This window comes from Streptomyces sp. NPDC090021, from assembly GCF_044748225.1.
In the GTDB taxonomy this organism is placed as follows: domain Bacteria; phylum Actinomycetota; class Actinomycetes; order Streptomycetales; family Streptomycetaceae; genus Streptomyces.
In genome coordinates this window covers 22,401-45,335 of the sequence record NZ_JBIVFO010000052.1, presented here as the reverse complement: position 1 = coordinate 45,335, position 22,935 = coordinate 22,401, and the positions used below count along the sequence as shown (strand labels likewise).

Genomic DNA, 22,935 nt, shown 5'->3' with positions numbered 1-22,935 from the left:
CGCTTCCTTCGTACTCACCTCAGCCTCTCGGCTGCGGCTTTCCTCCGGGCTTTCGTTCTGCTGTCTTGCGTTTCCGACTCTATCAGACTCTTTCGTGTCCGATTTCCTCGGTGCTTTCCAGGTTCTCGCTTTCGCGTTTCCCTTTCCGGCGACCCCGACTCTATCAGCGGTTTTCCTTCTCCCCGACCACTCGCCGCATTCCCGAAAGGGCATACGAAAGAGAGATGGAGATCGAGATCGAAGCTGAAGAGGAGGGTCCCGTCCAGCTGCCGTTCGCGAGATGTTCACGCGGGGCGTCCTGGCGGGAGTCACGACAGTACAGGCCGGGGGGTGCCCAAGCAAATCGATTCAGGCGTATGGTCTAGTCCACCGGTCTAGTCCACTAGTCTCCGTGCCGAAGGGACCAGTCCGGATCGGGACCTACATCGGACTAACCCGAACATCTAGTGACTTATCCTTCTGAAGAGTACGCCGTTCGCGACAGTCAGTGACGGCGACACCAAGAGCCCCACCCCTGGGAGGCCCCTCATGACCAGCGTGACGTCCCCACTTGCAGGTCGCGCCATCGGACTCGCGGCAGTGCCGGATCCGGTGTTCTCCGGCGCGATGGTGGGCCCGGGCACCGCCATCGATCCCGTGCGCGAGCCCTCGGAGGCGGTGTCCCCCGTCGACGGTGTGGTCGTCTCCCTGCACCCGCACGCGTACGTAGTCGTCGACGGCGAGGGCCACGGCGTACTCACGCACCTCGGCATCGACACCGTCCAGCTCAACGGCGAGGGCTTCGAGCTGCTCGTCAACAAGGGTGACACCGTGACCCGCGGCCAGGCGGTCATCCGTTGGAACCCCGCTGCCGTCGAGGAGCTCGGCAAGTCCCCGATCTGCCCCGTCGTGGCACTCGAGGCGACCGCCGACTCCCTGTCCGACGTCGTCGAGTCCGGCGACGTGAAGGCCGACGACACGCTCTTCAGCTGGCAGTGAGCCTTCCGCCCGCACGGGCGTGACGGACATCCATCGCGGCGGCCGGGGCCGCCGCCCAATCGGAGACGGGTGAAATGGAGACAACGCTGCGAGGCGTCGGCGTGAGCCACGGAGTGGCGATCGGCGAGGTGCGGCACATGGGTACGGCGGTCCTCGAACCGCCGGCCAGGCAGATCACCGCCGATGAGGCGGCGCGCGAACAGGGGCGCGCCCGTCAGGCCGTGAAAGCCGTGGCGGCCGACCTGGTCGCGCGTGGCCAGCTGGCCGGTGGCGAGGCCCAGCACGTGCTCGAGGCTCAGGCGATGATCGCCGAGGACCCCGAGCTGATGGCGGACGTCGACCGGCGGATCGCCGTCGGCAGCACCGCCGAGCGCGGTGTGTACGACGCCTTCGCCGCCTACCGCGACCTGCTCGCGGGGGCCGGCGAGTACATGGCCGGCCGAGTGGCCGACCTGGACGACGTCCGCAACCGGATCGTGGCGCGGCTGCTCGGCGTACCGATGCCGGGTGTGCCCGACAGCGACGAGCCGTACGTGCTGATCGCGCGGGACCTGGCGCCCGCCGACACCGCCCTGCTCGACCCGGCCCTCGTCCTCGGCTTCGTGACCGAGGAGGGCGGGCCGACCAGCCACAGCGCGATCCTGGCGCGCGCCCTGGGCGTGCCGGCGATCGTGGCCCTGCCGGGGGCCGGCGAGATCGCCGAGGGCACCATGATCGCGGTGGACGGCAGCACGGGTGACCTGTTCGTCGACCCGTCCGCCGAGAAGCAGGCCGAGCTGGAGGCCGCGGCCGCCGAGCGCAAGGCGGCGCTGGCCGCCTCGTCCGGTCCCGGTGCGACGTCCGACGGTCACAAGGTGCCGCTGCTGGCCAACGTCGGCGGTCCCGCGGACGTACCGGCGGCCGTCGAGGCCGGGGCCGAGGGCGTGGGCCTGTTCCGCACGGAGTTCCTCTTCCTGGACGACAGCAAGAAGGCTCCGTCCGAGGAGAAGCAGATCGAGTCCTACCGCAAGGTGCTCGAGGCCTTCCCCGAGGGACGTGTCGTCGTACGTGTGCTCGACGCGGGTGCCGACAAGCCGCTGGACTTCCTGACCCCGGCCGACGAGCCGAACCCGGCTCTCGGGGTGCGCGGGCTGCGCTCGCTGCTGGACCACCCGGAGGTGCTGCGTACGCAGCTCACCGCGCTGGCGAAGGCCGCGCAGGGGCTGCCGGTCCACCTGGAGGTCATGGCCCCGATGGTGGCCGACCGCGCCGACGCGAAGGCCTTCGCCGACGCCTGCCGCGAGGCCGGGCTCCAGGCGAAGTTCGGCGCGATGGTGGAGATCCCCTCCGCCGCGCTCCGTGCGCGCTCGATCCTCCAGGAGGTCGAGTTCCTCTCGCTGGGCACCAATGACCTGGCGCAGTACGCCTTTGCCGCAGACCGGCAGGTCGGCGCCGTCTCCCGGCTCCAGGACCCGTGGCAGCCCGCGCTGCTCGACCTGATCGCGATGGCGGCCGAGGCTGCCGGGGCCGAGGGCAAGAGCTGCGGTGTCTGCGGCGAGGCGGCCTCCGACCCGCTGCTGGCCTGCGTGCTGACCGGCCTGGGTGTCACCTCCCTGTCGATGGGTGCCGCGTCGATCCCGTACGTCCGGGCGACGCTCGCCAAGCACACGCTGGCGCAGTGCGAGCGGGCAGCGGCGGCGGCCCGTGCGGCCGACAGTGCCGAGGAGGCCCGCGTGGCCGCCCAGGCGGTGCTCTCCGGCGAGTAGCCGGACGGTTGTCGTGAGGAACGAGGGGCCCTCGCCGGTGGCGGGGGCCCCTCGGGCCGCTCAGTGGTGGGTGTCGGGGTCGTCGACCTCGTAGCCCGGGCAGTATTCGACGCCGGGTTCGGGGGCGACGAGGTCCCCGGTGTCGGCGTCGGTGCAGTACGCGTTGAACACGGCCGCCGCCGAGAGGGCCGTAAGACGGCCTCGGTCCAGGCGCCAGCCGTGGACCCGGTCCCGATGGCCCTCGGCGGTGCTGCGTAGGACGAGTCCCCCGGGGCCGCCGAGGGCGAGGCCCGCGGCGAGGACCGTCACGAAATCGAGGCTCCCACGGCCGTCGACGCGCGGCAGGGCGTCCGGGTCGCCGGTGGCGTCTGCGTGCAGGACGGCGACGAGCTGCTCGTCCTCGGTCGGGACGCTGCAGACGAAGTGGTGGTGGCCGGGGCCCGCGCCGGCCAGGAGACGTTTGAGCGCATCGGTGGCGCGGTCGAAGGAGGCGTGGCCGATGTCCTCGCCGCAGTCGGCACAGCGGCCCACTCCGGCGAGGACCCCGGTGGCGTACTCCCAGGTGGCCTGCCGGACGGCCTCGTCGACGAGGAGGGGCACGAGTTCGTCGATGGGCTGGCCGGTGTAGGGCAGGACTGTCCCGCTGCCGGCGAGTTCGGCGGTGAAGCGGGTGCGCGTCCCGGGCGTGTCCGGGTCCAGGCCGTGTTCCCCGCAGTACTCGGCGTACTCGTCGGGGTCGAAGAGGGCGACCGTGGTGTGGAGGCCCCTGGCCGCGAAGGACCGGAGCAGGCCGTCGACGTGGTGGAGGTAGTCGGCGTAGTCGGCCTGGCGGTCGAAGCCGAAGGTGCGGTAGCCGCACATGGCCGCGAAGTCCCCGGCGTCGGCCAGGAGGCCGACTGTTCCGGGGACCTCGCGGCGCAGCGCGCGGCGCCGGTGGGTGCTGCGGGTCCGGTGGGTACCGGTGTCGTTCTTGCGTGGCATGGCTGGCTCCCCCTGAGTGCGGTCGCTTGACTGCGAACGTCTGCTCACTCAGCGTAACCATCGCCACTGACAGTGACAGGAGGGGTGGCGGGGCTCAGCTGCGGGTGCGGGCCAGTTCCTCGTAGAAGCCGAGGAGGTCGATGTTGTCGACGGACCCGGGGTTGACCGCCTTCGCCAGCGGCGTGCCCTGCAGGAGCCGCTTGACCGGGACCTCGATCCGCTTGCCGGTGAGGGTGTGCGGGATCGCCGGTACCTCGATGATCTCGTCGGGGACGTGGCGCGGGGAGAGTTCCTCGCGGATCGTCGCCTTGATCCGGGCGCGCAGGTCGTCGTCCAGGGCCGCGCCGGGGGTCAGGTGGACGAAGAGCGGCATCCAGTAGCCGCCGTTCGGCTCCTCCACTCCGATGACCAGGGACTCCTTGATCTCCGGGAGCCGTTCGACGGCCTCGTAGATGTCGGCGGAGCCCATCCGGACGCCCTGGCGGTTGAGCGTGGAGTCGGAACGGCCGTGGATGATCACCGAATCGTGGCCGGTGATCGTGATCCAGTCGCCGTGGCGCCAGACGCCCGGGAACATCTCGAAGTAGCTGTCGTGGTAGCGGCTGCCGTCGGGGTCGTTCCAGAAGTGGATCGGCATGGACGGCATGGGGTTGGTGACGACGAGTTCGCCCACCTCGCCGACGACCGGCTTGCCGGAAGGGTCCCAGGCCTGCAGGTCCGTGCCGAGACAGGCCGCCTGGAGCTCGCCGATGTGGACGGGCAGGGTGGGGACGGCGCCCGCGAAACAGCTGCAGACGTCGGTGCCGCCGCTGACGGAGGCGATCCAGAGGTCTTCGGCGACCTCGTCGTGCAGCCAGCGGAAGCCGTCGGGCGGCAGCGGGGACCCGGTGGTCGCCACGCACTTCACCGCGGAGAGGTCGAAATCGCGGGACGGGTGGACCTCGGCCTTGCGGCAGGCCATGACGTAGGCGGCGGAGGTGCCGTAGAGGGTGGCGCGGGTACGCTCGGCGATGCGCCACTGGGCGCCCGTGTCCGGGTAGCCGGGGCTGCCGTCGTAGAGGACGACCGTCGTACCGGTCAGGAGACCGGAGACGAGGAAGTTCCACATCATCCAGCCGGTGGAGGTGTACCAGAAGAACCGGTCCTGCGGGCCGAGGTCGCAGTGCAGGCCGAGCTGCTTGAGGTGTTCGAGGAGGATGCCGCCCTGCGACTGGACGATGGCCTTGGGCAGACCGGTCGTACCGGAGGAGTAGAGCACCCAGAGCGGGTGGTCGAAGGGGACCGGCTCGAAGACGGGCTCGGTGTCCGCGGCGGTGAGGGCCGACCATTCCAGGGCGCCTTCGGGGGCGGGCGTGCCGAGGAGGGGGATGTGGACGACGGCGCGCAGGGAGGGGAGCTCGGCGCGGAGCTCTGCGACGGCTTCGCGGCGGTCGTGCTCCTTGCCGCCGTAGCGGTACCCGTCCACGGTGAACAGGACGACCGGCTCGACCTGCTGGAAGCGGTCGAGGACACTGCGCGCGCCGAAGTCCGGGGCGCAGGAGGTCCACACGCCACCCACCGCGGCGGTGGCGAGGAGGGCCACGGCCGCCTCGGGGATGTTGGGGAGGTAGCCGCTGACCCGGTCGCCGGGGCGTACGCCGAGGGCGCGCAGCTCGGCGGCGAGGGAGCCGACCCGGCGGCGCAGCTCGGCCCAGGTGACGGGGACGGCCTCGTGCGTCTCGTCGACGTACAGCAGGGCGGGGTCGTCGGCGCGGGCCGGGTCCTCGGCGGCGCGCAGCGCGTGCTCGGCGTAGTTGAGGGTGGCTCCGGTGAACCACTGGGCGCCGGGCATGGAGCGGTCGGCGAGGACGGACTCGTACGGGGTGGTGAAGCGGACGTCGAACCATTCGGCGACGGCCTGCCAGAAGGTGTCGAGCTCGTCGACGGACCAGCGGTGCAGGGCGGGGTAGCCGCCGTCCGCGGGGGCTCCGAAGCGGGTCGCGGCCCAGGCCTGGAAGGCGGTGATCCGGGCCGCGGCGATCCGGTCGGGGCCCGGCGCCCAGAGGGGTTCCGGCTGGGTGGCTGAGGTCATGGGTCGGCTCCCGGTCAAGTCTGCGGCTCGCGCTTCGTGTGCGGTGTACGGGTACAGGTGCGTACGTGTGCGTACGGCGCCACCGCGCGGGGGGGGTGCGCGCGGCGGCTCACAGGGACGATGCCATGTGATCGGCGGCTGCACCAGGGCCGACCTGGCCGGTCGGGTGACCGGCGGTTGCTGCCGCCGGTGGGTGAACGGCAGTTGAACGCCGTCCCCTCGGCGGGGGGCCGGTGGCAGGGTGAACGGCATGGACGGTCGTGATCTGGTGCGTGCGGTGAAGGACATCGGTACGGAGCGCGGGCGGCGGGCCTGGCTCTCGGCCTGGCGCCGGCGGCGCGCGGACGCGGTGGGGCTCCCGCGCCGGGGCGCGGAACGGGCGCGGGTGCCGGGCCTGCTGGTCGGTACGGAGCCCAGGCCGGGCGGGGGCGTGCTGCGGTTCGCGCGCTCGGAGCTGGTGGTGCGGGTGATGGCGGGCGGGGTGGTGTTCTGGGCCTGGGACGGGGCCGGGGCGACGCCGTCGTACGCGGTCGTGGGGAGCGGGCCGGAGCCGGACCTGCGGGCCGTGCTGGAACCGGACACCGGGGGCGGCTGGCGGGTGGTGTCGGAGCGGGTGACGGTGGCCGTGTCCCGGTACGGGGCGCTGGAGGTGCGCACCCCTGGCGGGACGGTGCTGCGGCGGGAGTCGCCGCCGCGGTGGTGGGAACCGGTGGCCCTCGCCGGGCAGGGCGCGGAGGGGGTGGGCTCGGCCGGGCCCCGGCCTGCGGGGGCGGCGGGGGCACGCTCCGGCGTGGCCGGTACCGGTACCGGCGGGACGGGGGGCCTCTCCGGCCGGGCCGGGGCGAGTACGGATGGGACGGGGCCTGGCTCCGGCGGGACGGGGGCGGGCTCCGGCCCGGCCGGGACGGGATCCGACCGGACCGGAGCGGGCTCCGGAAGCGCCGGGACGGGCTCCGGCAGGACGGGGCCTGGCTGCGGAAGCTCCGGGACGGACTCCGGGGGGACGGGGGCGGGCTCCGATCGGGCAGCGGCAGGCCCCAACGGGACGGGGCCTGGCTCCGGCGGGACGGGGGCGGGCTCCGGCCCGGCCGGGACAGGCTCCGGCGGGGGCGGGGCGGGATCTGGCAGCGCCGGGGCGGGCTCCGGCAGCTCCGATCGGGCAGCGGCAGGCCCCAACGGGCCGGGGCCTGGCTCCGGCGGGACGGGGGCGGGCTCCGGAAGCTCCGGGACGGGCTCCGGCAGGACGGGGGCGGGCTCCGGCCGGGTTGCGGCGGCCGACCCCGGCCCGGCCGGGGCGGGTGTCCGTGGGGCGGGAACGGCCTCAGGCGGGGCCGGTGTGGGCGAGCGGGGGGACGGCGCGGGCCTCGGGGCAACGGCGTCGGCCGGGTGCGGGGGGCGGTGGGGGGTGCGGAGTGAGGTGCCGGCGGATGCGCGGTTCTTCGGGCTGGGGGGCCGGGCCGCGGGGCCTCGGCTGGCCGACGGGACGTACCGGCTGTGGAACACCGACCCCAAGGGCGGCTTCGGGCCGGGCGTCGATCCGCTCTACCTCACCATGCCGGTGCAGATGGTCGTGGCGGACGCGGGCACCCATCTGGTCTTCCACGACAACTGCTGGGACGGCCGGGTGGTGCTCCGCGAGGGCGAGGAGGGAGTCGGTTCGGGGCCGGACCGTCCCGGGGCGAGCGAACTGCGCATGGAGGGCGGGCCGCTGCGGTGCTGGGTGCTGGTGGGAACGCCGGCCAGGGTGCTCCAGAGCTGGTCGGCGCTGACGGGCGGGGCCGCGGTGCCGCCCGAGTGGGCGCTGGGGTACCAGCACGCGCGGTGGGGGTTCGGAAGTGCGGCGGAGGTACGGCGAGTGGTCGCGGGGTACGCGGCACGCGGGCTCGCGCTGTCGGCCGTACACCTGGACATCGACCACTACGACGGGCACCGGGTGTTCACCGTGGACGAGGAGCGGTTCCCGGATCTGCCGGGGCTGGCGCGGGAGTTGCGCGAGCAGGGGGTGCGGCTCGTGTCGATCGTGGACCCCGCGGTGAAGGCGGGTGACGCGTTGCACGCGGCCGGGCTGGCGGTGGGTTCGGGGGGCGCCTTCGTACGGGACGCGCGCGGGCGGGAGGTGCGCGGGGAGGTGTGGCCGGGCGAGTGCGCCTATCCGGATTTCACGGATCCCGAGGTCCGGGAGTGGTGGGGCGGTCTGTACGAGGAGCGGCTCGGGCAGGGTTTCTCCGGCTTCTGGCACGACATGAACGAGCCGGTGTCCTTCGCGGCGTTCGGGGACGCCACGCTGCCGCGGTCGGCACGGCACGCCATGGACGGGGCGGGCGGTGACCATCGCGAGGCGCACAACGTGTACGCGCTGGGGATGGCGCGGGCCGGATGGGAGGGCCTGGTCCGGTTGCGGCCCGCGGAGCGGCCGTTCCTGTTCTCCCGGTCGGGCTGGGCGGGCATGCAGCGGTACGGGGGCACCTGGTCGGGCGATGTGGAGACCAGCTGGGAGGGGCTGCGGGCCTCGCTGGCACTGGTGCTGGGGCTGGGGTTGTGCGGCGTGCCGTATTCGGGACCGGACGTGGGCGGCTTCGGCGGGTCGCCGTCGCCGGAGTTGTACGTGCGGTGGCTGCAACTGGGCGCCTACCTGCCGTTGTTCCGCACGCATTCGGCGATCTGGGCGGGGCGGCGGGAGCCGTGGGAGTTCGGGCCGGAGGTGGCGGAGCAGGCGCGGGCCGTGATGGCGGAACGGGAGCGGCTGCGGCCGTACTTCGTGACGCTGGCCCACATGGCGCGCCGGACCGGGGCTCCGTACGTGCGGCCGGTGTGGTGGGGCGCGCCGGAGGACCGGCGGTTGCGGGACTGCGAGGACGCGTTCCTGCTGGGTGACGCGCTGCTGGTCGCCCCGGTGCTGGAGTGCGGGGCGGACCGGCGGGCGGTACGGCTGCCACGGGGCCGGTGGTACGACACCGCGACGGGGGCGGCGTACGAGGGGCCGGGGCAGATCCTGCTGGACGCTCCGCGGGGCCGGATCCCGGTGCTGGCGCGGGCGGGTGCGCTCCTGCCGGTGCGGTCCGCGGGCGGCGGCGGGGTGGAGCTGGAGGTCTGGGCGCCGGCCCGGGGGCGCACGGGCGGCGGGGTGGTGGTCCGGGACCCGGGGCCGGGGTTCGGGGCGGGTTCGGTCGAGCGGTACACCTCGCGGTGGGCCGGGGACGCGGTGGTGGTGGAGGACGAGGCGGGGGCGCCGGTGGAGGGCGTGGTGGTGCGGGGGTTGTAGGCGGGCGAGCCGTGGGGGCCGGAGCGAGTTCCAGAACGGGGTTCCGCTCCGGACCCCGCGCCTCGAACGCCGGCGAGGCTGGGAGTGGGGGGCGGATGGGGCCCCGCACCTCGGACGTCGGAGAGGCCGGAAGAGGCCGCGCCTGCAACGCCGGCGGGCGGGACGTGACGCCGGACACCGGTGAGGCTGACAGTGGGCGCGGACGCAGGCAGGGTCGGAAGAAGCCGCGCCTGCAAGCCGGGCGGGCGGGAGGTGACGCCGGACGCCGGTGAGGCCGGCAGTGGGCGCGGACGCAGGCGGGGCCGGAGGGTCAGGCGTAGCCGCCTGCGAACCAGGAGGCCGCCGCCCGGGTGTGGAGGGGGAAGGCCAGGGTCTCGGGGGTGCGCAGGACGTGCCAGCCCGTGGTTTCGTCCGTCGGCTTCGAGGCGGGGAGGGTGTCCGCGCGGCGGGGCGGGAGGAGGCCGAAGAGGAGGAGGTGGCCGGCCGGGGAGCTCAGGGCGTCGGCCAGGGTGACGTCCGCGGCGGAGGCGGTGATGCCGGTCTCCTCGCGCAGCTCGCGGACGACGGCGTCGCGCCAGTCCTCGCCGAAGTCGATGAAGCCGCCGGGGAGGGCGACACCGCCGAGGGCCGGTTCGATGGTGCGGGTGATGACCACCAGGCCGGTGCCGTCTGCGTCCTCGACGGGGAGGAGGGTGACGGCCACGGGGAGGGGGTTGCGGTAGGCGGTGGTACCGCACGAGGGGCAGGTGCGGGGCCAGGTGGTCGTACCGTACGGCGCTCCGCAGGTGGAGCAGTGCGAGTCCCTCAGGTGTTCCGGCATGCCGTGATGGTATGTCAAGGGATATGCGGATGGCGGCTGTTGCGGGGCTGGTCGGGGTGCTGGCGGGCGGGGCCGCGGCGCCGTCGGGGTTCACTGCGCTACGGGAGGTGGATCCGGGCATCCGGCAGGACATGCGCTATGCGGGCGAGCGGAACTTCACCGGCGCGGTGGTCGACGGGTACGAGGAGCCGGAGTGCCTGCTGGCCCGCCCGGCCGCACAGGCGCTGCGGCGGGCCCAGCGGGTGCTGCTGCGGCGGGGCTACTCGCTGCGGGTGTACGACTGCTACCGGCCGCAGCGGGCGGTGGACCGGTTCGGGCGGTGGGCCCGGGAGGAGGACGGTCCGCAGGACCTGGCGCGCAAGGCGGAGTTCTATCCGCGGGTGGAGCGTGGCCGGCTGATCGCCGACGGGTACATCGCGGAGAGGTCCGGGCACAGCCGGGGCAGCACGGTCGACGTGACGCTGGAGGAACTCGCGGGCCGGGAGGTCGACATGGGGACCCCCTTCGACTTCTTCGATCCGCTGTCGCACACGGACGATCCGCGGGTGACGGGCGCCGCCCGTGCCAACCGGCAGGTGCTGAAGCGGGTGCTGGGCGCGCAGGGGTTCGTGAACCTTCCCGAGGAGTGGTGGCACTTCACCTACGAGCCGGAGGCGTACCCGGACACGTATTTCGACTTCCCCGTCGCTGTCGCCGAGGTCCGGCCGTGAGTACCTTGCCCGCCTGGCTTATCGCTCGTACGAGGAATGCTGGCCGTACTACGTCGCGATGCACTCCCGGGCCGTCACCCGCTGGGTGCATCTCACCGGCACGCTCACCGGTCCGGCGCTGACCGCCTACGGGGGGAGCGGGGCCGCGGGCGCCACCTCGCCGCCCTTCCCCTCATCGGGTACGGGACCGCCTGGCCGGCGCACTTCCTGATCGAGGGGAACAACCCGGCCACCTTCGGGCATCCGGCGCGGTCGCTGCGCGGGGACGCGCAGATGATCCGGATGATGCCGGCCGGGCGGGACGGGGAGCCGGACGAGATCGCGGGCAAGTGGCTCGCCGGGAACCGGTGACCCGGGCCGGTCGGCCGTGGCAGACTCCTAACTTCTGACGATGCGTCAGCTCTTCAGCATGGGAGGGGTCTTGGCACGCACACGCACACCCGTCGTGAGCGGGTGGTTCACCGAGAACGCGCCGGACGGGGGCGGCTTCCGGCTGCTCGGCACCCGGTGCTCGGCCTGCACCGCGGTGTTCTTCCCCCGTGAGGACGCCTACTGCCGCAATCCGCGGTGCCCCGGCGGCGGGGAGCTGGCCGAGGTGCCGCTCTCACCCCGGGGCCGTGTCTGGTCCTGCACCGACGGGCGCTACCGGCCGCCCGCGCCGTACGTGTCCGACCCGGCCGAGCCCTGGGAGCCGTACACCCTGGTCGCGGTGGAGCTGGAGGCCGAGGGGATGGTCGTGCTGGGACAGGCCGCGCCCGGGATCCAGGTCGCCGACCTGGCGGTGGGCACGGAGGTCGAGGTGGTGGGCGGCGTGCTGCACGAGGACGCCGAAACGACCTGGCTGACCTGGCGCTTCAGGCCGGTCGGGGGAACCTCGTGAGCGCCGACGTCGCCGTCCTGGGGGCCGGCATGCATCCGTGGGGCAAATGGGGCCGCAGCTTCGTCGAGTACGGGCGGACCGCGGCGCGGGCGGCGCTCGCGGACGCCGGACTGGACTGGACGGACGTGGGGTCGGTCGTCGGCGCCGACACCGTGCGCTCCGGCTACCCCGGCTACGTGGCCGGAGCCACCTTCGCCCGGGCCCTCGGCTGGCAGGGCGCCCGCGTGACCAGCGTGTACGCGGCCTGCGCGTCCGGGGCGCAGGCGATCGGGGCGGCCCGCGCGCAGATCCTGGCGGAGCTGGCCGACGTGGTGCTCGTGGTCGGCGCGGACGCGGCGCCCAAGGGGTTCTTCGCCCCGGTCGGCGGTGACCGGCCGGACGATCCGGACTGGCTGCGGTTCCGGGTGCTGGGTGCCACCAACCCGGCGTACTTCGCGCTGTACGCCCGTCGGCGGATGGCGGTCCACGGGGACACCCTGGAGGACTTCGCCCTGGTGAAGGTGAAGAACGCGGCGGCGGGGCGGCTCAACCCGTACGCCCGCTACCGCACGGCCGTCACCGCCGAGGAGGTCGCCGCCTCCGCGGTGGTCGCCGATCCGCTCCGGCTGCTCGACATCTGCGCGACCTCCGACGGGGGCGCGGCGCTGGTGCTGACCAGCATGGACTTCGCACGCTCGCGCGGGGTGGCCGATCCGGTGCGGATCCGGGCCGTGTCGACGGTGACGCCCACCTATCCGCGGACGGTGCTGGACCTGCCGGACATCGCCACGGACTCGACGACGGCCGTGGAACCGGTGGCCGGATCCTTCCGGTCCTCGATCGCGCGCGCCGCCTACGAGGAGGCCGGGCTGGGGCCGCAGGACCTGTCACTCGCCGAGGTGTACGACCTGTCCACCGCCCTGGAGCTGCAGTGGTACGAGGACATCGGGCTGTGCGCCGAGGGTGCGGGGGCGAAGCTGTTGCGGGAGGGTGCGACGGCCCTGGGCGGGCGTATCCCCGTCAACACCAGTGGTGGGCTGGCCTCGTTCGGGGAGGCCGTGCCGGCCCAGGCCATCGCGCAGGTGTGCGAGCTGACGTGGCAGTTGCGCGGGACGGCCGGGGAGCGGCAGGTGCCGGGGGCGCGGGCGGGGATCACCGCCAACCAGGGGCTGTTCGGGCACGGGTCGGCCGTCGTCGCCGTGCGCTGAGCAGCTCGTGCCGTCACAACGCTTGACGGCCCCGGGCGGCAGGTTCACACTCGCTCCACAGTCCCGCGCCGCGACCGGGATCGTGAACCCCCCGTGAGAGCTGCGGCCCGTACCCCAGTCGGCGGGGGTACGGGCCGCGCCCGTGCGATCGTCCGTCCGTCTGCGGATCAGGCTCCGGCGGACAGGCTGCGGCGCCGCTCGCGCGCCAGGGACATCGCGTGCTCCACGACCCCCACCAGCACGTCCTTCACGGACTCCCGGTCCCGTGCGTCGCACAGCAGCACCGGCACCCCGGGGTCGAGGTCGAGTGCCGTCCGTACGGTCACCACGGGGTGGCGGTCGGCTCCGTCGAAGCAGTTGACGGCGACCACGAACGGGATCTCGCGCCGCTCGAAGTAGTCGATGGCGGCGAAGCAGTCGGCCAGGCGGCGGGTGTCCGCGAGGACCACCGCGCCCAGGGAGCCCTGGGCCAGCTCGTCCCACAGGAACCAGAAGCGGTCCTGTCCGGGCGTGCCGAACAGGTACAGCACCAGGTCCTCGCGGAGCGTGATGCGCCCGAAGTCCATGGCCACGGTCGTGGTGCTCTTGCCCTCCACTCCCCCGGTGTCGTCGACGCCGACGCCGGGCTCGGAGAGCCGTTCCTCGGTCCGGAGCGGTCTGATCTCGCTGACCGCGCTGACCAGGGTGGTCTTGCCCACCCCGAAGCCGCCCGCGACCAGGATCTTCAAGGTCAGCGGCTCGACCGGCGACACCGCGTGCATGGCACCGGTGCGGCTAAAGCGCCCGAAGGCCATCGATCACCTCACGCAGAATGGATTCATCGGGCAGTTCTGCCGGGGGTACCGGCCTGGTCACGTGGACCAGTTCCTGATCGACCAGGTCGCCGATCAGGACGCGCACGACCCCGACCGCGAGGTCGAGGTCGGCCGCGAGTTCGGCGACCGACTGGGGCCGTTCCCGGCACAGCCCGAGGATGTGGGCGTGTTCCGGGGAGAGGGTCATGTCCCAGACCGGATCGTCCGCCGCCGGTTCGGCGACGACGAGGGCGATCAGGTCGAGGCGGTGCTGGCCCGCGTGGCTGGTCCGGCCGCGGGTCATGGCGTAGGGGCGTACGACGGGACCCGCGTCGTCGTCGAACCAGTGCGCTTGGTCTAAGGCGGACGGGTCGAAGGGCATGCCGACGGGAGCGTCGGCGAGATGGTCCTGGCCTGGGTCGCTCATGCCTTCCGACTCACCCTCCGGCTGGCAGCCCGGTGCGCGGCGCCGTCGCGAGGTGGTCCCCCACCCGCTTGACCATCAGCGTCATCTCGTACGCGACCTGCCCGACGTCGGAGTCGGCGTCGGCCAGTACGGCCAGGCAGCTGCCGTCGCCCGCGGCCATGACGAAGAGGAAGGCCTCGTCGAGCTCGACGACGGTCTGGCGGACCCGGCCGGAGTCGAAGTGCCGGCCGACGCCCTTGGCCAGGCTGTGGAACCCGGAGGCGACCGCCGCCAGGTGCTCGCTGTCCTCGCGGGTCAGGTCCTTGGAGCTGCCCGTGGGCAGGCCGTCGCCGGAGAGGACCACCGCCTTGCGGATGGACCCGACTCGGTCGACGAGCTCGTCGAGGAGCCAGTTGAGCGGGCCGGAGCCACGGCCCCTGCTGTCGTTGCCGGTCTGCGGTGCGGTCATCGACCGTCCCCTTCGTTCTCGTTCGCGGGACCGTCGGCGGAGGATGTGCCCGCCTCGGTCTCGGACTGCTGCTGTGCGTGCCGGTTGCGGCCCGCCGTCCAGCCACGCTGGAGTGCGGACATGCGCGTGCGTACGTCCTCCGCGTCGCGGTCTGCCACCTGGTCGGGGGCGGCTTCGGCGGGCGCGGACGACGCGGACTTCTTGAGCTGTGGGGCCAGGCTGGCCTGACGGATCCGGCGGGGCAGCCCGCCGGTGTCCGGGCCCGCGGCGGGTGCCGTGTCGTCGGATCCGGCCGTGGGGGCGTTCTGCGGGACCGCGGAGACCGGACGGGGGTCCACCCGGCGGCCGTGTTCGGCGACCAGGGTCGGCGTGGGACGCCGGCGCGGCAGCGGCACCGCTCCTGCGGAGCGGGGGCCGTCGGGGCGGGGTACTTCCAGACGCTGGGTGTCCAGCCGGACCGGTCCGGTGGGGGCGAGCGGCTCGCGTTCCCGGTCGCGCTCGCCCGGGCGGGTGCCTCCCCGGGCACCGCTCCGGGCGCCGTTGCGCTCGGCGTGCCAGTCGGCGTGCCGGTCGGTGTGCGGACGGTCCGCCGGGCGCAGGCCCAGCAGGGCGCTGCGCGGGGTGCCGTTCGGCGGGGTCTCGTCGTCGAGGGTCGCCATGGCCGGGCCGCGGCCGGCGCCGGGAAGGCCGGTGACGACCGCCCGGTCGTCGACCGGGGCGGCCGGGTCGTCGAGCGGGTCCAGGCCGTCCAGGCCGCGGCCCGCGAGCGGGGCCTCCAGCTCGACCGGGCCGCGCCGTTCGGCGGTGGCCGGCGGACGGCCGACGGCGGCGCGCTCCGCGGCGGAGGCCACCGGCCGCTCTGAGTGCGTACGGCCGATCTGGCCGGCCTTCGCGGCCCTGCCGGTCTTGCCGGGCCGGGGCCCGTCCAGCCGTACGCCGGTCCCGCTGGTCTCCGGAGCGTCGGTCAGCAGGGCCGACGGGAGGAAGACCACCGCGGTGGTGCCGCCGTACGGGCTGGGCTGGAGGACGACCTTGACGCTGTGGCGCTGTGCGAGGCGGCTGACGACGAACAGGCCGAGGCGGTCGGTGTCGGAGAGCTCGAACTCGGGGGTCTCGGCGAGGCGGAGGTTCGCGTCGAGGAGCGCCTCCGGGGTCATGCCGAGGCCGCGGTCGTGGATCTCCAGGGTGAAGCCGTTGGCCACCCGTTCGCCGTGCACCTGGACCGCGGTGTGCGGCGGCGAGAAGACGGTGGCGTTCTCCAGGAGTTCGGCGATGAGGTGGGTGACGTCGGCGACGGCGGGTCCGACGATGCCCAGGCGGGTGAGGCGGCGCACCTCGATGCGCTCGTAGTCCTCGACCTCGGCGACGGCGGCCCGTACGACGTCCATGAGCTGGACGGGCTTGCGCCACTGACGGGACGGGGCGGCTCCGGAGAGGATCACCAGGCCCTCGGCGTGGCGGCGCATGCGGGTGGTCATGTGGTCGAGGCGGAAGAGGTCGGCGAGCTCCTCGGTGTCCTCGGTGCGGCGCTCCATCGTGTCGAGAAGGGTCAGCTGGCGGTGCAGCAGGACCTGGTTGCGGCGGGCGAGGTTGACGAACACCTCGGAGACGCCGCGTCGCAGGTCGGCCTGCTTGACGGCGGCCTCGACGGCGGCGCGCTGGAGGGTGTTGAGGGCCTGGCCGACCTGGCCGACCTCGTCCTTCTCGTATTCGAGGTGGGGCGCCTCGGTCTCGACGTCCACGTGTTCGCCGGCGGCGAGGCGGCGCATGACGCTGGGCAGGCGGACGCCGGAGGCCTCGTGGGCCTCCTTGCGCAGCCGGGAGAGGTCGCGGACCAGGTCGCGTCCGATGCGCACGGAGAGGACGAGGGACACGACCAGCGCGAAGAGGCCGATGATGCCGGCGCCCGCGGCCTGGATCATGACGTCCGCGGCCACGGGCTCGATGCGCCGCTGGTAGCGGTCGCCGGCCTCGGTGTTCATGCCCGCCAGGTCGTCGAGGACCTTGGAGGACGCCTCGTCCCACTGGGCGGCGGTGAGGTTGCGCGGCTTGTTGACCGCGCCGCCGGAGATGAAGCGCTCCTCGGCTTCGCGCAGCGGCTGGGTCTGGAGGTCCTTCCAGTACGCCTCGAAGATCTCCCGGTCGGCGGCGGGCAGGGTCACGAGGTTGAACTCGTAGAGCAGCGCGCGGTTGGCGGCGAAGTCGGAGACGCGGCGGACGTCGCCGGCGGTGATGTTGCGCGCGGCCAGGGCGGAGGCGACGACCGCGTCCTCGCGGGAGAGCAGCTCGCGGGCTCGGCTGATGCCGACGAGGGCACGGCCCTCCTTGTCGACCTCGACGTTGTCCAGGCCGTGGAGGTTCATCAGGAAGTCGTAGCAGGGGTCGACCAGCCGGTTGTAGAGCTCCAGGGCCTGGCCGGGATCGAGGGCGTTCTGGTCAACGGAGCGGCGCATGGAGCCGATGCCGTGGAAGGCGGAGACGATCGAGCGCAGGCGCCGGGCGCTCTGCGGGCTGAGCTCGTCGACGACCTTGGGGTCGCGGGCGCTCACGCTGATCTTCTCGACGGCCTGGTCGGTCTCGGTGCGACGCTTGGCCAGTTCGGCGGTGGCGGTGGCGGCGCGGGGGTCGCCGAGGACGACGAGGGTCTGGCGCCGCTCCTTCTGGATGACGCGGGCGACGTCCTCGATCGGGTAACCGACCTTGTCGATGACGTAGGCCACGTCGAAGAGTTGGATCGCCTGACGGCCCGTGATGAACGTGGCGAAGCCCCAGAGGGCCGTCAGGGAGACGAGCGGCACAAGGAGCAACGCCACGATCTTCCGGCGGATGGACTTCCCGCGAAAGCGCATGGCCTCCCCAGCCTCCCCCAGGTCAACCCCGTTGCCGGGGGTCGGTGTTCCGTCATTTAAACGGCGTGAGCCTACTACTGCTGGGGAGCAGGTTCGAAGGCGTGTCCGGACGTTTTCGGCCTGCCCCCTGGACGAAGATCACCAGTTGTCCGATACTTCCGGTCAAGTCAGGCCCGATTTGTGGCAGATGACACTTGGTGGGGCGTCAGTTCCCGCACCCTGATGGATGGCTGGAATTATTCGTTCCGCGATCATCGAGGCCTGTGGAGCATCCGGTGTCCGGGAATCTCCCGGCGCCGTCGGGCGTCTGTCAGTACGAGGAGCACGTCGGGGTAGGCGTGTGGGGGTAGGCGTGGCGGACCGCGGGTGGGGAGTGAGCGGACCATGAGCAGTGACGAGAGCGGCGGTGCCCGTACGGCGAGGCGCGGCCTGTGGGTGGAGGAGCCGGCCCGCCGGCGCCGGATGCCCGACCCGGTGCGGGTCTCGGCGGTCCGGGCGGTGCTGGTGGTGGCCGTGACCCTGACCCAGGCGACGATCACGTTTTTCCTGAGCCTGACCGGCTCCTGGCTGGCCTTCCCGATGGTGCTCGGTGCGGTCGCCGCGACCGTCGTGGCCACCTGGGCCGTGCTGGACGTGTGGATCACCCGGCAGACGTGGAACCAGCGGTACGGGGTCGTGTCGGAGCCGAGCAGCACGGCGCGGCTGCGCCGTCGTGAGGCCCGCCGGGCGGCCTCGGCCGCCCGGGCGGCGCGCAGGCTCGCGGGCCCGGCCCGAACGGTCCGCGAGGACGGTCCCCTCGCGGGTTTCGGCCGGAACTGAGCGAGGCCCGAAGGCCGGACCGGACCCGCCGGTCCCCGCGCCGCAGGGCGCGGGAGCATGCCCGGGCCCGGAAGCGCGCCCTGGCCCGGGCCGAGTCAGGTGCCCTGGCCGAGTCGGGTGCCCTGGCCGAGTCGGGTGCCCTGGCCGAGTCGGGTGCCCTGGCCCGGGCCGAGGGGCAGCCCGGCCCGGGCATGCCGGGGGCCCTGGCCGGGTGCGCGTGGGGCGTCAGGCGGTCGGGGCGGCAGCGCTGCGGCGGAACATCCGGGTGGCCGTGATCTCGCCGTGGATGGTCTCCCCCTCCGGGGACTGCTGCGGCAGGCCCGGGCGCAGGTGCTCCTCGACGCTGATGTACTTCAGGCCCGCCCGCAGGTCCGCGTCGTTGCGCAGGCGGATCACCAGCGGGAACTCGGCGAGGGCGGTCGTGTCGAACAGTCCGGTCGTGTAGAGCAGCTGGACGCCGAGCGCGTCCGACACGGCCCGCTGAAGCTCCAGCAGGTAGGTGGCGTTGGCGCGGCCGATCGGGTTGTCGAGGAACAGCGTGCCCGCGTGCCGGTGCTTGTCGCGGCCCCGGTCGTTGCTGCGCAGCGCCGCCATCGTGCAGTACAGCGCGATCGCGGCGGTCAGCAGCTGCCCGCCGGAGAACACGTCCCCCATCTGCCCCACCGGCACCCGTTCGGCGCGCAGCACCGCGTCCGGCTTGAGGATCTCCACGGAGACGCCCTTGGGTTCGAGGGCCGCCTGGACGCCCCTCAGCAGCAGGGACATGCCGTCGCGGCGGCCCTCGCCGAAGGAGGCGCTGCTGTTCTTCCTCACGGCCGTACGGGTCGCCTCGTCGATGACCTCGCCGAGCCGCTCCGTGAGGGTGGCCTGGTCGGGCTCCTCGAAGCGGATCCGCAGGAACTCCTGCCCGGACCATTCGCCGAGGCCTTCGGGGAGCTGGGAGAGGCGCTGCGCGGAACGCAGGGTGGCCAGGGCGGATTCGACCAGGCCGCGCAGCCGGTCGACGATGCTGTCGCGGTTGCGCTCCAGCTGGGCCAGCTCGTCGGTCAGGACGCGCAGCCGGGGGGCGAAGGCCGCCGCCCAGGCCGCCGCGTGCTCGGGCAGCGCGGAGGCGGGCAGTTCCCGGATCTGCTGGCGCGCGGGGGTGCGTACCTGCTCGTAGCGGGTGGCGTTGGCGTGCCGGACGAGGACGTCGCTCGCCTCGCGCACCGCGGACTCGGCGGCCGACAGGTCGGCTGCGCAGCCGCGCAGGGACCGGCGGGCCTCCGTGGCCGACTGGCGGGCCTCCTCCAGGGTGCCGGGGTGGGCCACCGGCTCCTGCTCGTCGTCCTGGTGGGTGTGGTCGCGCAGCAGGTCCCGCAGGAGCGCCGCGGTCTCGTCGAAGCCCCCGGCGCCGTCCTCGGCCGTGCGGTGGGCGCGCAGCAGGTCGGTGTGGGCGGCGCGGGCGCCCTCGACGGCCGCGGTATGGGCGGCGAGCTGGGCGGTGGCCGTACGCAGCAGGGCCTGCGCCTCCTCGACGTCCCCGGGTACCAGTTCCTCGGGCAAATCGGTGTGCGCCTCGCCCTCGGCGGGGGCGTGCCGTTCGGCCTCGCCGCGCAGCCGGCCGAGCTGCTCACTGGCGGCCGACGCCCGGGTCTCCAGCATCTGTACGAGGGACTCGGCGCGGGCGGCCGCGGCCTGGCGGGACGGGCCGTCGGCGCCGTCGGTGCCCTCCAGGAGCTGGGCGGCGCGGGTGCGGACCTTGTTGGTGAGGCGGTCGAGTTCGGCGAGGGCGGCGCTCTCGTCGCTCTCGGCGCGGGCCTGTTCGGCCCGCAGGTCGGCGCCGACGCCGACCTTCTCGTAGAGCCGGGACGCGGCGCGGTAGGCCTCGCGGAGGTCGGGCAGCGGCACGCGCGGGCCGTCGGCGGGGTCGGGCAGCCGGTCGGGGGCGCCGGCGATCTCGGCTCGTTCGGCGCGCAGGGCCCGGGCGGTGCGCCGGGCGTCGTCGGCGGCGCGCTGGGCGGCCCGGCGGTCCTCGTCGGCGGCGCGGGCCCGGTCCAGACAGACCTCGGCGCGGGCCTCGGACTCGGCGGCCTCGTCGGCGAGTTCACGCACGCGGGCCTGCCAGCCGGCGCGCTCGCGCAGGCGGAAGGCGAGGCCCGCGAGGGCGTCGGCGGCGCGGCGGGCGCGCTGGGCGGTGTCCTGGCGCTCCTCGCGGACACGGGCGGCGTCGGCCGCCGCCTCGTCGGCCTCGGCGCGTACGGTCCGGGCCTCCGCGAGCTCGGCGTCGGTCTCCTCGGCGAACAGACGGGCGGTCGCGGCCTGTTCGGCGAGCTCGGCGAGGCGGCCGGGCGGGCAGCCGGTGCGCCAGGAGGCGAGCCGGGCGGAGAGCTCCCGGTCGCCCGCCAGGCGGGCGGCGAGTTCGCGGATCTCGGTGTCGCGGGCGCCGGCGCGGGTGCGCAGCGCCTGCCGCTCCTCGTCGGCGGCGTGCTCGTCGTGCATGGCCGGGTTCGGCGTGACGATGAAGATCCCGGAGCCGGCGTCGTCCGGTCCGGCCGCGGGCACGGGGGCGAGCAGTGCGGCGGCCGTGCCCACGGCGACGGTGGAGCGGGGCAGCAGGGCGGCTCCGGCGAGGACCTCGCGGGCCCGGCCGTGGGTGTCGGGGTCGGTGATGACCACGCCGTCGACGAGTTCGGGACGGGCCGCGAGGACGGCGGCGTGGTCGGCGGGATCCACGGCCTGGGCGAGGTAGCGCCAGCCGGGGAGCGCGGGGATGCCGTGTTCGCCGAGGTACTCGACGGTGGCCAGGACGTCCGGGCCGGGCGGCAGCAGGCCGCCGTCGCCGAGCGCGCCGAGGATGCGGGCGTCGTCGGCGGCTGCGGTGCGCAGCTCGAACAGCTGGCGCTCGGCCGAGGCGACGCCCTCGGACAGCAGTTCGCACAGGTCCTCGGCGTTCCGGTCGAGGTCCTCGGCGGTGAGCAGGCCGACGGCGGTGGCCAGGGCGGCGCGTCCGGCGCCCTGCGCCTCGCCGTGCGGGCCGCCGGGGGTGCCGGGGCCCGCGGCGGGCCCGCCGGTGGTGTTGTCGCCCGTACGGGGCGAGGGAACCGACACGTCAGCACTGTCCGCCGCCGAGGGCAGCCCGAGGAGTTCGGCCAGCCGCGGGGACGCGGCGAGCGAGGCCGCGGCGCGGTGCTCGGCGTCGTGAGCGGCCTCGGCCGCCTCGGCGGCGTCCGCGGCGCGGGCGGCGGTCAGCTCGGCCCGGGATTCCGCGGCGGCGGCCTCACGGGCGGCTTCGGCGGCGGTTCGGGCCACCTCACGGGACTCGTCGCAGGCGGCCACGGCCGCCTTCTCCGCGTCGGCGGCGGCGAGGGCTGCTCGGGCCGGGTCGGCGTCGGGCGCGGAGTCGTCGAGCCAGCCGGCGCGGACGGCCTCGGCGGTCTCCTGCTGGACCTCGCTGAGCCTGGTCCGCAGGTGTTCGGCCTCGCTGCGGGCCCGCTGGGCGGCGGTGGCGGCGGCGGTGGCGTCGCGGTGGGAGTCCTCGCCGGTGGCCTGGAGGGCGGCGGAGCGCTCCTCCTCCTCGTTGGCGAGCCGCTCGCCGTCCTCGGCGGCGGTGTGCAGGGCCCGTACGAGCTCGCCGGCGGCCGTGGCGCGGGCGGCGAGCGCCGGGGCGGCGTCCCGCTCGGCCTCCCGGATCGCGGCGGCGACGCGGGCGGAGCGGTCGGCGGCGGCGCGGTGGCGCAGCACGGTCTCGGCGGCCTGCCAGGCGGAGTGCAGGGTGCGGGCTTCGAGGAGTTCGCGGCGCTGGGCGGTGGCGGCCTTGTCGGCGACGGTCAGGGCCAGGGAGGCGTGCCGGTAGGCGAGTTCGGCGGAGACGGCCGCGCTGCGGGTGCGGGCGGACTCGGCGGCGGTGACGTCGTGGGCGGCGGCGGTGACGCGCTGGGCGAGGTCGGCGGCCCGGCCGCGTTCCTCGGCGGCGCGGGCGGACAGCCGGCGGGCGAGGGTGCGCGTGCGGCGCTCGGCGCCCGCGTGGACGTCGCGCAGCCGGGAGCGGGTGGCGGCCGCTTCGACGATCCTGGTGAGGAGGTCCACGGAACCGGCGGTGAAGTCGCGTTCTGCCATGAGTTCGGCGCGGCGGCCGAGCTTGTTGCCGAAGCCGTGGACGAGGTCGGCGAGGCCGTCGGTGTCACGGGTGTCGGTGACGGCGCGCAGCAGCAGGTCGGTGAAGTCGGAGTCCTTCTTGACCGCGAAGAGACCGGCCGCCTCGCCCTCGTCGGCGTTCATCTCGCGCTGGTAGCGGAAGAGTTCGGGGTCGAGGCCGAGGTCGGTGAGGTGCTCGTTCCAGCGGTCGTGGATCTCCTCGAAGTACACCTCCAGGTGCGGGTACGCCTTGCCCGCCTCGGTGAGCGCGTCGCGGAAGCCCTTCATCGTGCGGCGGCGGCCCTGCGCGCCGGAGGCGCCCTCGACGGGCGGGCGCACGGCGGTGGACTCGGCGACGGGCAGGCTGTCGAGGCTCAGCCCCGGGCCGGGGCGGAAGGAGTACCAGGCCTCGGCGAACTTGCGGGGGTCGCCCGAGACCTGGCGGCCGCGCCATTCGCTGACCTTGCCGACGACCACGCACTCGCCGGTCCGGGTGTGCTGCCACTCCAGGGCGACGTGGCCGCAGTCGTCGGCGAGCAGGAACTTGCGCAGGACGCCGGAGCTGGCGCCGCCGAGGGTGTTGCGGTGGCCGGGGAGCATCACCGAGAAGATCAGCTTGAGCAGGACGGACTTGCCGCCGCCGTTCTCCAGGAAGAGCACGCCGGCCGGGGCCGGGCGGCGCGGCGGCCCGGTCGGCTCCTCTTCGAAGAACTCCGCCTGGGCCGGCGCCGGGTGGGGCACCGGCTCGCCGACTCCGCGCAGGTCGAGCACGGTGTCGGCGTAGCGTGCGCCGGCGGGCCCGATGGAGTAGAGGCGGATCCGGGACAGCTCGTACATGGCGGCGGACT

General features: G+C 74.3%; 14 protein-coding genes and 2 pseudogenes. 8 read left to right on the top strand and 8 right to left on the bottom strand.

Translation table 11 applies throughout. The features are described 5' to 3' along the window. Nucleotides 1–528 precede the first annotated feature (528 nt). Both ACIPXC_RS31210 and ptsP read left to right on the top strand, forming a co-directional pair. Nucleotides 529–978, top strand: coding sequence for a PTS glucose transporter subunit IIA (locus ACIPXC_RS31210; RefSeq protein ID WP_386460078.1), 450 nt, complete (start codon nucleotides 529–531; stop codon nucleotides 976–978). A 74-nt stretch (nucleotides 979–1,052) separates the two neighbouring features. After that, on the top strand, nucleotides 1,053–2,723 hold the full coding sequence (gene ptsP, locus ACIPXC_RS31205) for a phosphoenolpyruvate--protein phosphotransferase (protein ID WP_401624746.1): 1,671 nt from the start codon (nucleotides 1,053–1,055) through the stop codon (nucleotides 2,721–2,723). A gap of 60 nt (nucleotides 2,724–2,783) precedes the next feature. Here ptsP and ACIPXC_RS31200 read toward each other — a convergent pair whose 3' ends face one another. Together ACIPXC_RS31200 and ACIPXC_RS31195 are read right to left on the bottom strand one after the other, a co-directional pair. Then, the gene (locus tag ACIPXC_RS31200; RefSeq protein WP_401624744.1) at nucleotides 2,784–3,704 is read right to left on the bottom strand and encodes a hypothetical protein; all 921 of its coding nucleotides are present in this window, start codon (nucleotides 3,702–3,704) and stop codon (nucleotides 2,784–2,786) included. 94 nt (nucleotides 3,705–3,798) lie between these two features. Next, on the bottom strand, nucleotides 3,799–5,775 hold the full coding sequence (locus tag ACIPXC_RS31195) for an acetoacetate--CoA ligase (protein ID WP_401624742.1): 1,977 nt from the start codon (nucleotides 5,773–5,775) through the stop codon (nucleotides 3,799–3,801). A gap of 1,396 nt (nucleotides 5,776–7,171) precedes the next feature. Here ACIPXC_RS31195 and ACIPXC_RS31190 point away from each other — a divergent pair. Then, nucleotides 7,172–9,037 (top strand): annotated as a pseudogene (locus ACIPXC_RS31190) (glycoside hydrolase family 31 protein); the annotation flags it as partial. A gap of 310 nt (nucleotides 9,038–9,347) precedes the next feature. Here ACIPXC_RS31190 and ACIPXC_RS31185 read toward each other — a convergent pair. Continuing rightward, complete coding sequence (locus ACIPXC_RS31185) at nucleotides 9,348–9,857, bottom strand: NUDIX domain-containing protein (protein WP_401624740.1); 510 nt, start codon at nucleotides 9,855–9,857, stop codon at nucleotides 9,348–9,350. Between the two features lie 29 nt (nucleotides 9,858–9,886). Between ACIPXC_RS31185 and ACIPXC_RS31180 the strand changes: the two genes are divergently transcribed. The 4 genes and pseudogenes from ACIPXC_RS31180 to ACIPXC_RS31165 all read left to right on the top strand — a co-directional run bounded on the left by ACIPXC_RS31180 (nucleotide 9,887) and on the right by ACIPXC_RS31165 (nucleotide 12,634). Beyond that, nucleotides 9,887–10,567, top strand: a complete 681-nt coding sequence (locus tag ACIPXC_RS31180; RefSeq protein WP_401624738.1) for a M15 family metallopeptidase — start codon at nucleotides 9,887–9,889, stop codon at nucleotides 10,565–10,567. Nucleotides 10,568–10,625: 58 nt separating this feature from the next. Beyond that, a pseudogene (locus tag ACIPXC_RS31175) lies at nucleotides 10,626–10,918 on the top strand (Mpo1-like protein). A gap of 70 nt (nucleotides 10,919–10,988) precedes the next feature. Continuing rightward, nucleotides 10,989–11,447, top strand: a complete 459-nt coding sequence (locus ACIPXC_RS31170) for a Zn-ribbon domain-containing OB-fold protein (RefSeq protein WP_401624736.1) — start codon at nucleotides 10,989–10,991, stop codon at nucleotides 11,445–11,447. Further along, complete coding sequence (locus tag ACIPXC_RS31165) at nucleotides 11,444–12,634, top strand: lipid-transfer protein (RefSeq protein WP_401624734.1); 1,191 nt, start codon at nucleotides 11,444–11,446, stop codon at nucleotides 12,632–12,634. The genes ACIPXC_RS31170 and ACIPXC_RS31165 overlap by 4 nt, the downstream gene beginning before the upstream one ends. Before the next feature lie 167 nt (nucleotides 12,635–12,801). Here ACIPXC_RS31165 and ACIPXC_RS31160 read toward each other — a convergent pair whose 3' ends face one another. From ACIPXC_RS31160 to ACIPXC_RS31145, 4 genes are read right to left on the bottom strand one after another with little or no spacing between them, the layout of a single operon-like run. Further along, nucleotides 12,802–13,428, bottom strand: a complete 627-nt coding sequence (locus ACIPXC_RS31160) for an ATP/GTP-binding protein (protein ID WP_030964629.1) — start codon at nucleotides 13,426–13,428, stop codon at nucleotides 12,802–12,804. Then, entirely contained in the window at nucleotides 13,409–13,810 is a 402-nt protein-coding gene (locus ACIPXC_RS31155; protein ID WP_401624753.1) for a DUF742 domain-containing protein, read from the bottom strand. The genes ACIPXC_RS31160 and ACIPXC_RS31155 overlap by 20 nt, the downstream gene beginning before the upstream one ends. A gap of 55 nt (nucleotides 13,811–13,865) precedes the next feature. After that, nucleotides 13,866–14,303, bottom strand: a complete 438-nt coding sequence (locus ACIPXC_RS31150; RefSeq protein ID WP_030964627.1) for a roadblock/LC7 domain-containing protein — start codon at nucleotides 14,301–14,303, stop codon at nucleotides 13,866–13,868. Beyond that, nucleotides 14,300–17,152 carry a nitrate- and nitrite sensing domain-containing protein gene (locus ACIPXC_RS31145; RefSeq protein ID WP_401624731.1) on the bottom strand — a complete coding sequence of 951 codons (2,853 nt, stop codon included), beginning with the start codon at nucleotides 17,150–17,152 and terminating at the stop codon, nucleotides 14,300–14,302. Before ACIPXC_RS31145 ends, ACIPXC_RS31150 begins: the two co-directional genes overlap by 4 nt. A gap of 384 nt (nucleotides 17,153–17,536) precedes the next feature. On the opposite strand from ACIPXC_RS31145, the gene ACIPXC_RS31140 reads away from it, so the two are divergent. Continuing rightward, nucleotides 17,537–17,971: a hypothetical protein gene (locus ACIPXC_RS31140; protein WP_401624729.1), complete on the top strand. Its 435-nt coding sequence runs from the start codon at nucleotides 17,537–17,539 to the stop codon at nucleotides 17,969–17,971. A gap of 225 nt (nucleotides 17,972–18,196) precedes the next feature. On the opposite strand, the gene ACIPXC_RS31135 is transcribed toward ACIPXC_RS31140, so the two are convergent. Further along, entirely contained in the window at nucleotides 18,197–22,924 is a 4,728-nt protein-coding gene (locus ACIPXC_RS31135) for a hypothetical protein (RefSeq protein WP_401624727.1), read from the bottom strand. Between the last annotated feature and the right edge of the window lie 11 nt (nucleotides 22,925–22,935).

Bases quoted from the DNA above. Each gene is read 5' to 3' on its own strand.
- ACIPXC_RS31210 (WP_386460078.1), top strand. From the start codon at position 529: ATGACCAGCGTGACGTCCCCACTTGCAGGTCGCGCCATCGGACTCGCG.
- ptsP (WP_401624746.1), top strand. From the start codon at position 1,053: ATGGAGACAACGCTGCGAGGCGTCGGCGTGAGCCACGGAGTGGCGATC.
- ACIPXC_RS31200 (WP_401624744.1), bottom strand. From the start codon at position 3,704: ATGCCACGCAAGAACGACACCGGTACCCACCGGACCCGCAGCACCCAC.
- ACIPXC_RS31195 (WP_401624742.1), bottom strand. From the start codon at position 5,775: ATGACCTCAGCCACCCAGCCGGAACCCCTCTGGGCGCCGGGCCCCGAC.
- ACIPXC_RS31185 (WP_401624740.1), bottom strand. From the start codon at position 9,857: ATGCCGGAACACCTGAGGGACTCGCACTGCTCCACCTGCGGAGCGCCG.
- ACIPXC_RS31180 (WP_401624738.1), top strand. From the start codon at position 9,887: ATGGCGGCTGTTGCGGGGCTGGTCGGGGTGCTGGCGGGCGGGGCCGCG.
- ACIPXC_RS31160 (WP_030964629.1), bottom strand. From the start codon at position 13,428: ATGGCCTTCGGGCGCTTTAGCCGCACCGGTGCCATGCACGCGGTGTCG.
- ACIPXC_RS31155 (WP_401624753.1), bottom strand. From the start codon at position 13,810: ATGCCCTTCGACCCGTCCGCCTTAGACCAAGCGCACTGGTTCGACGAC.
- ACIPXC_RS31150 (WP_030964627.1), bottom strand. From the start codon at position 14,303: ATGACCGCACCGCAGACCGGCAACGACAGCAGGGGCCGTGGCTCCGGC.
- ACIPXC_RS31145 (WP_401624731.1), bottom strand. From the start codon at position 17,152: ATGCGCTTTCGCGGGAAGTCCATCCGCCGGAAGATCGTGGCGTTGCTC.
- ACIPXC_RS31140 (WP_401624729.1), top strand. From the start codon at position 17,537: ATGAGCAGTGACGAGAGCGGCGGTGCCCGTACGGCGAGGCGCGGCCTG.
- ACIPXC_RS31135 (WP_401624727.1), bottom strand. From the start codon at position 22,924: ATGTACGAGCTGTCCCGGATCCGCCTCTACTCCATCGGGCCCGCCGGC.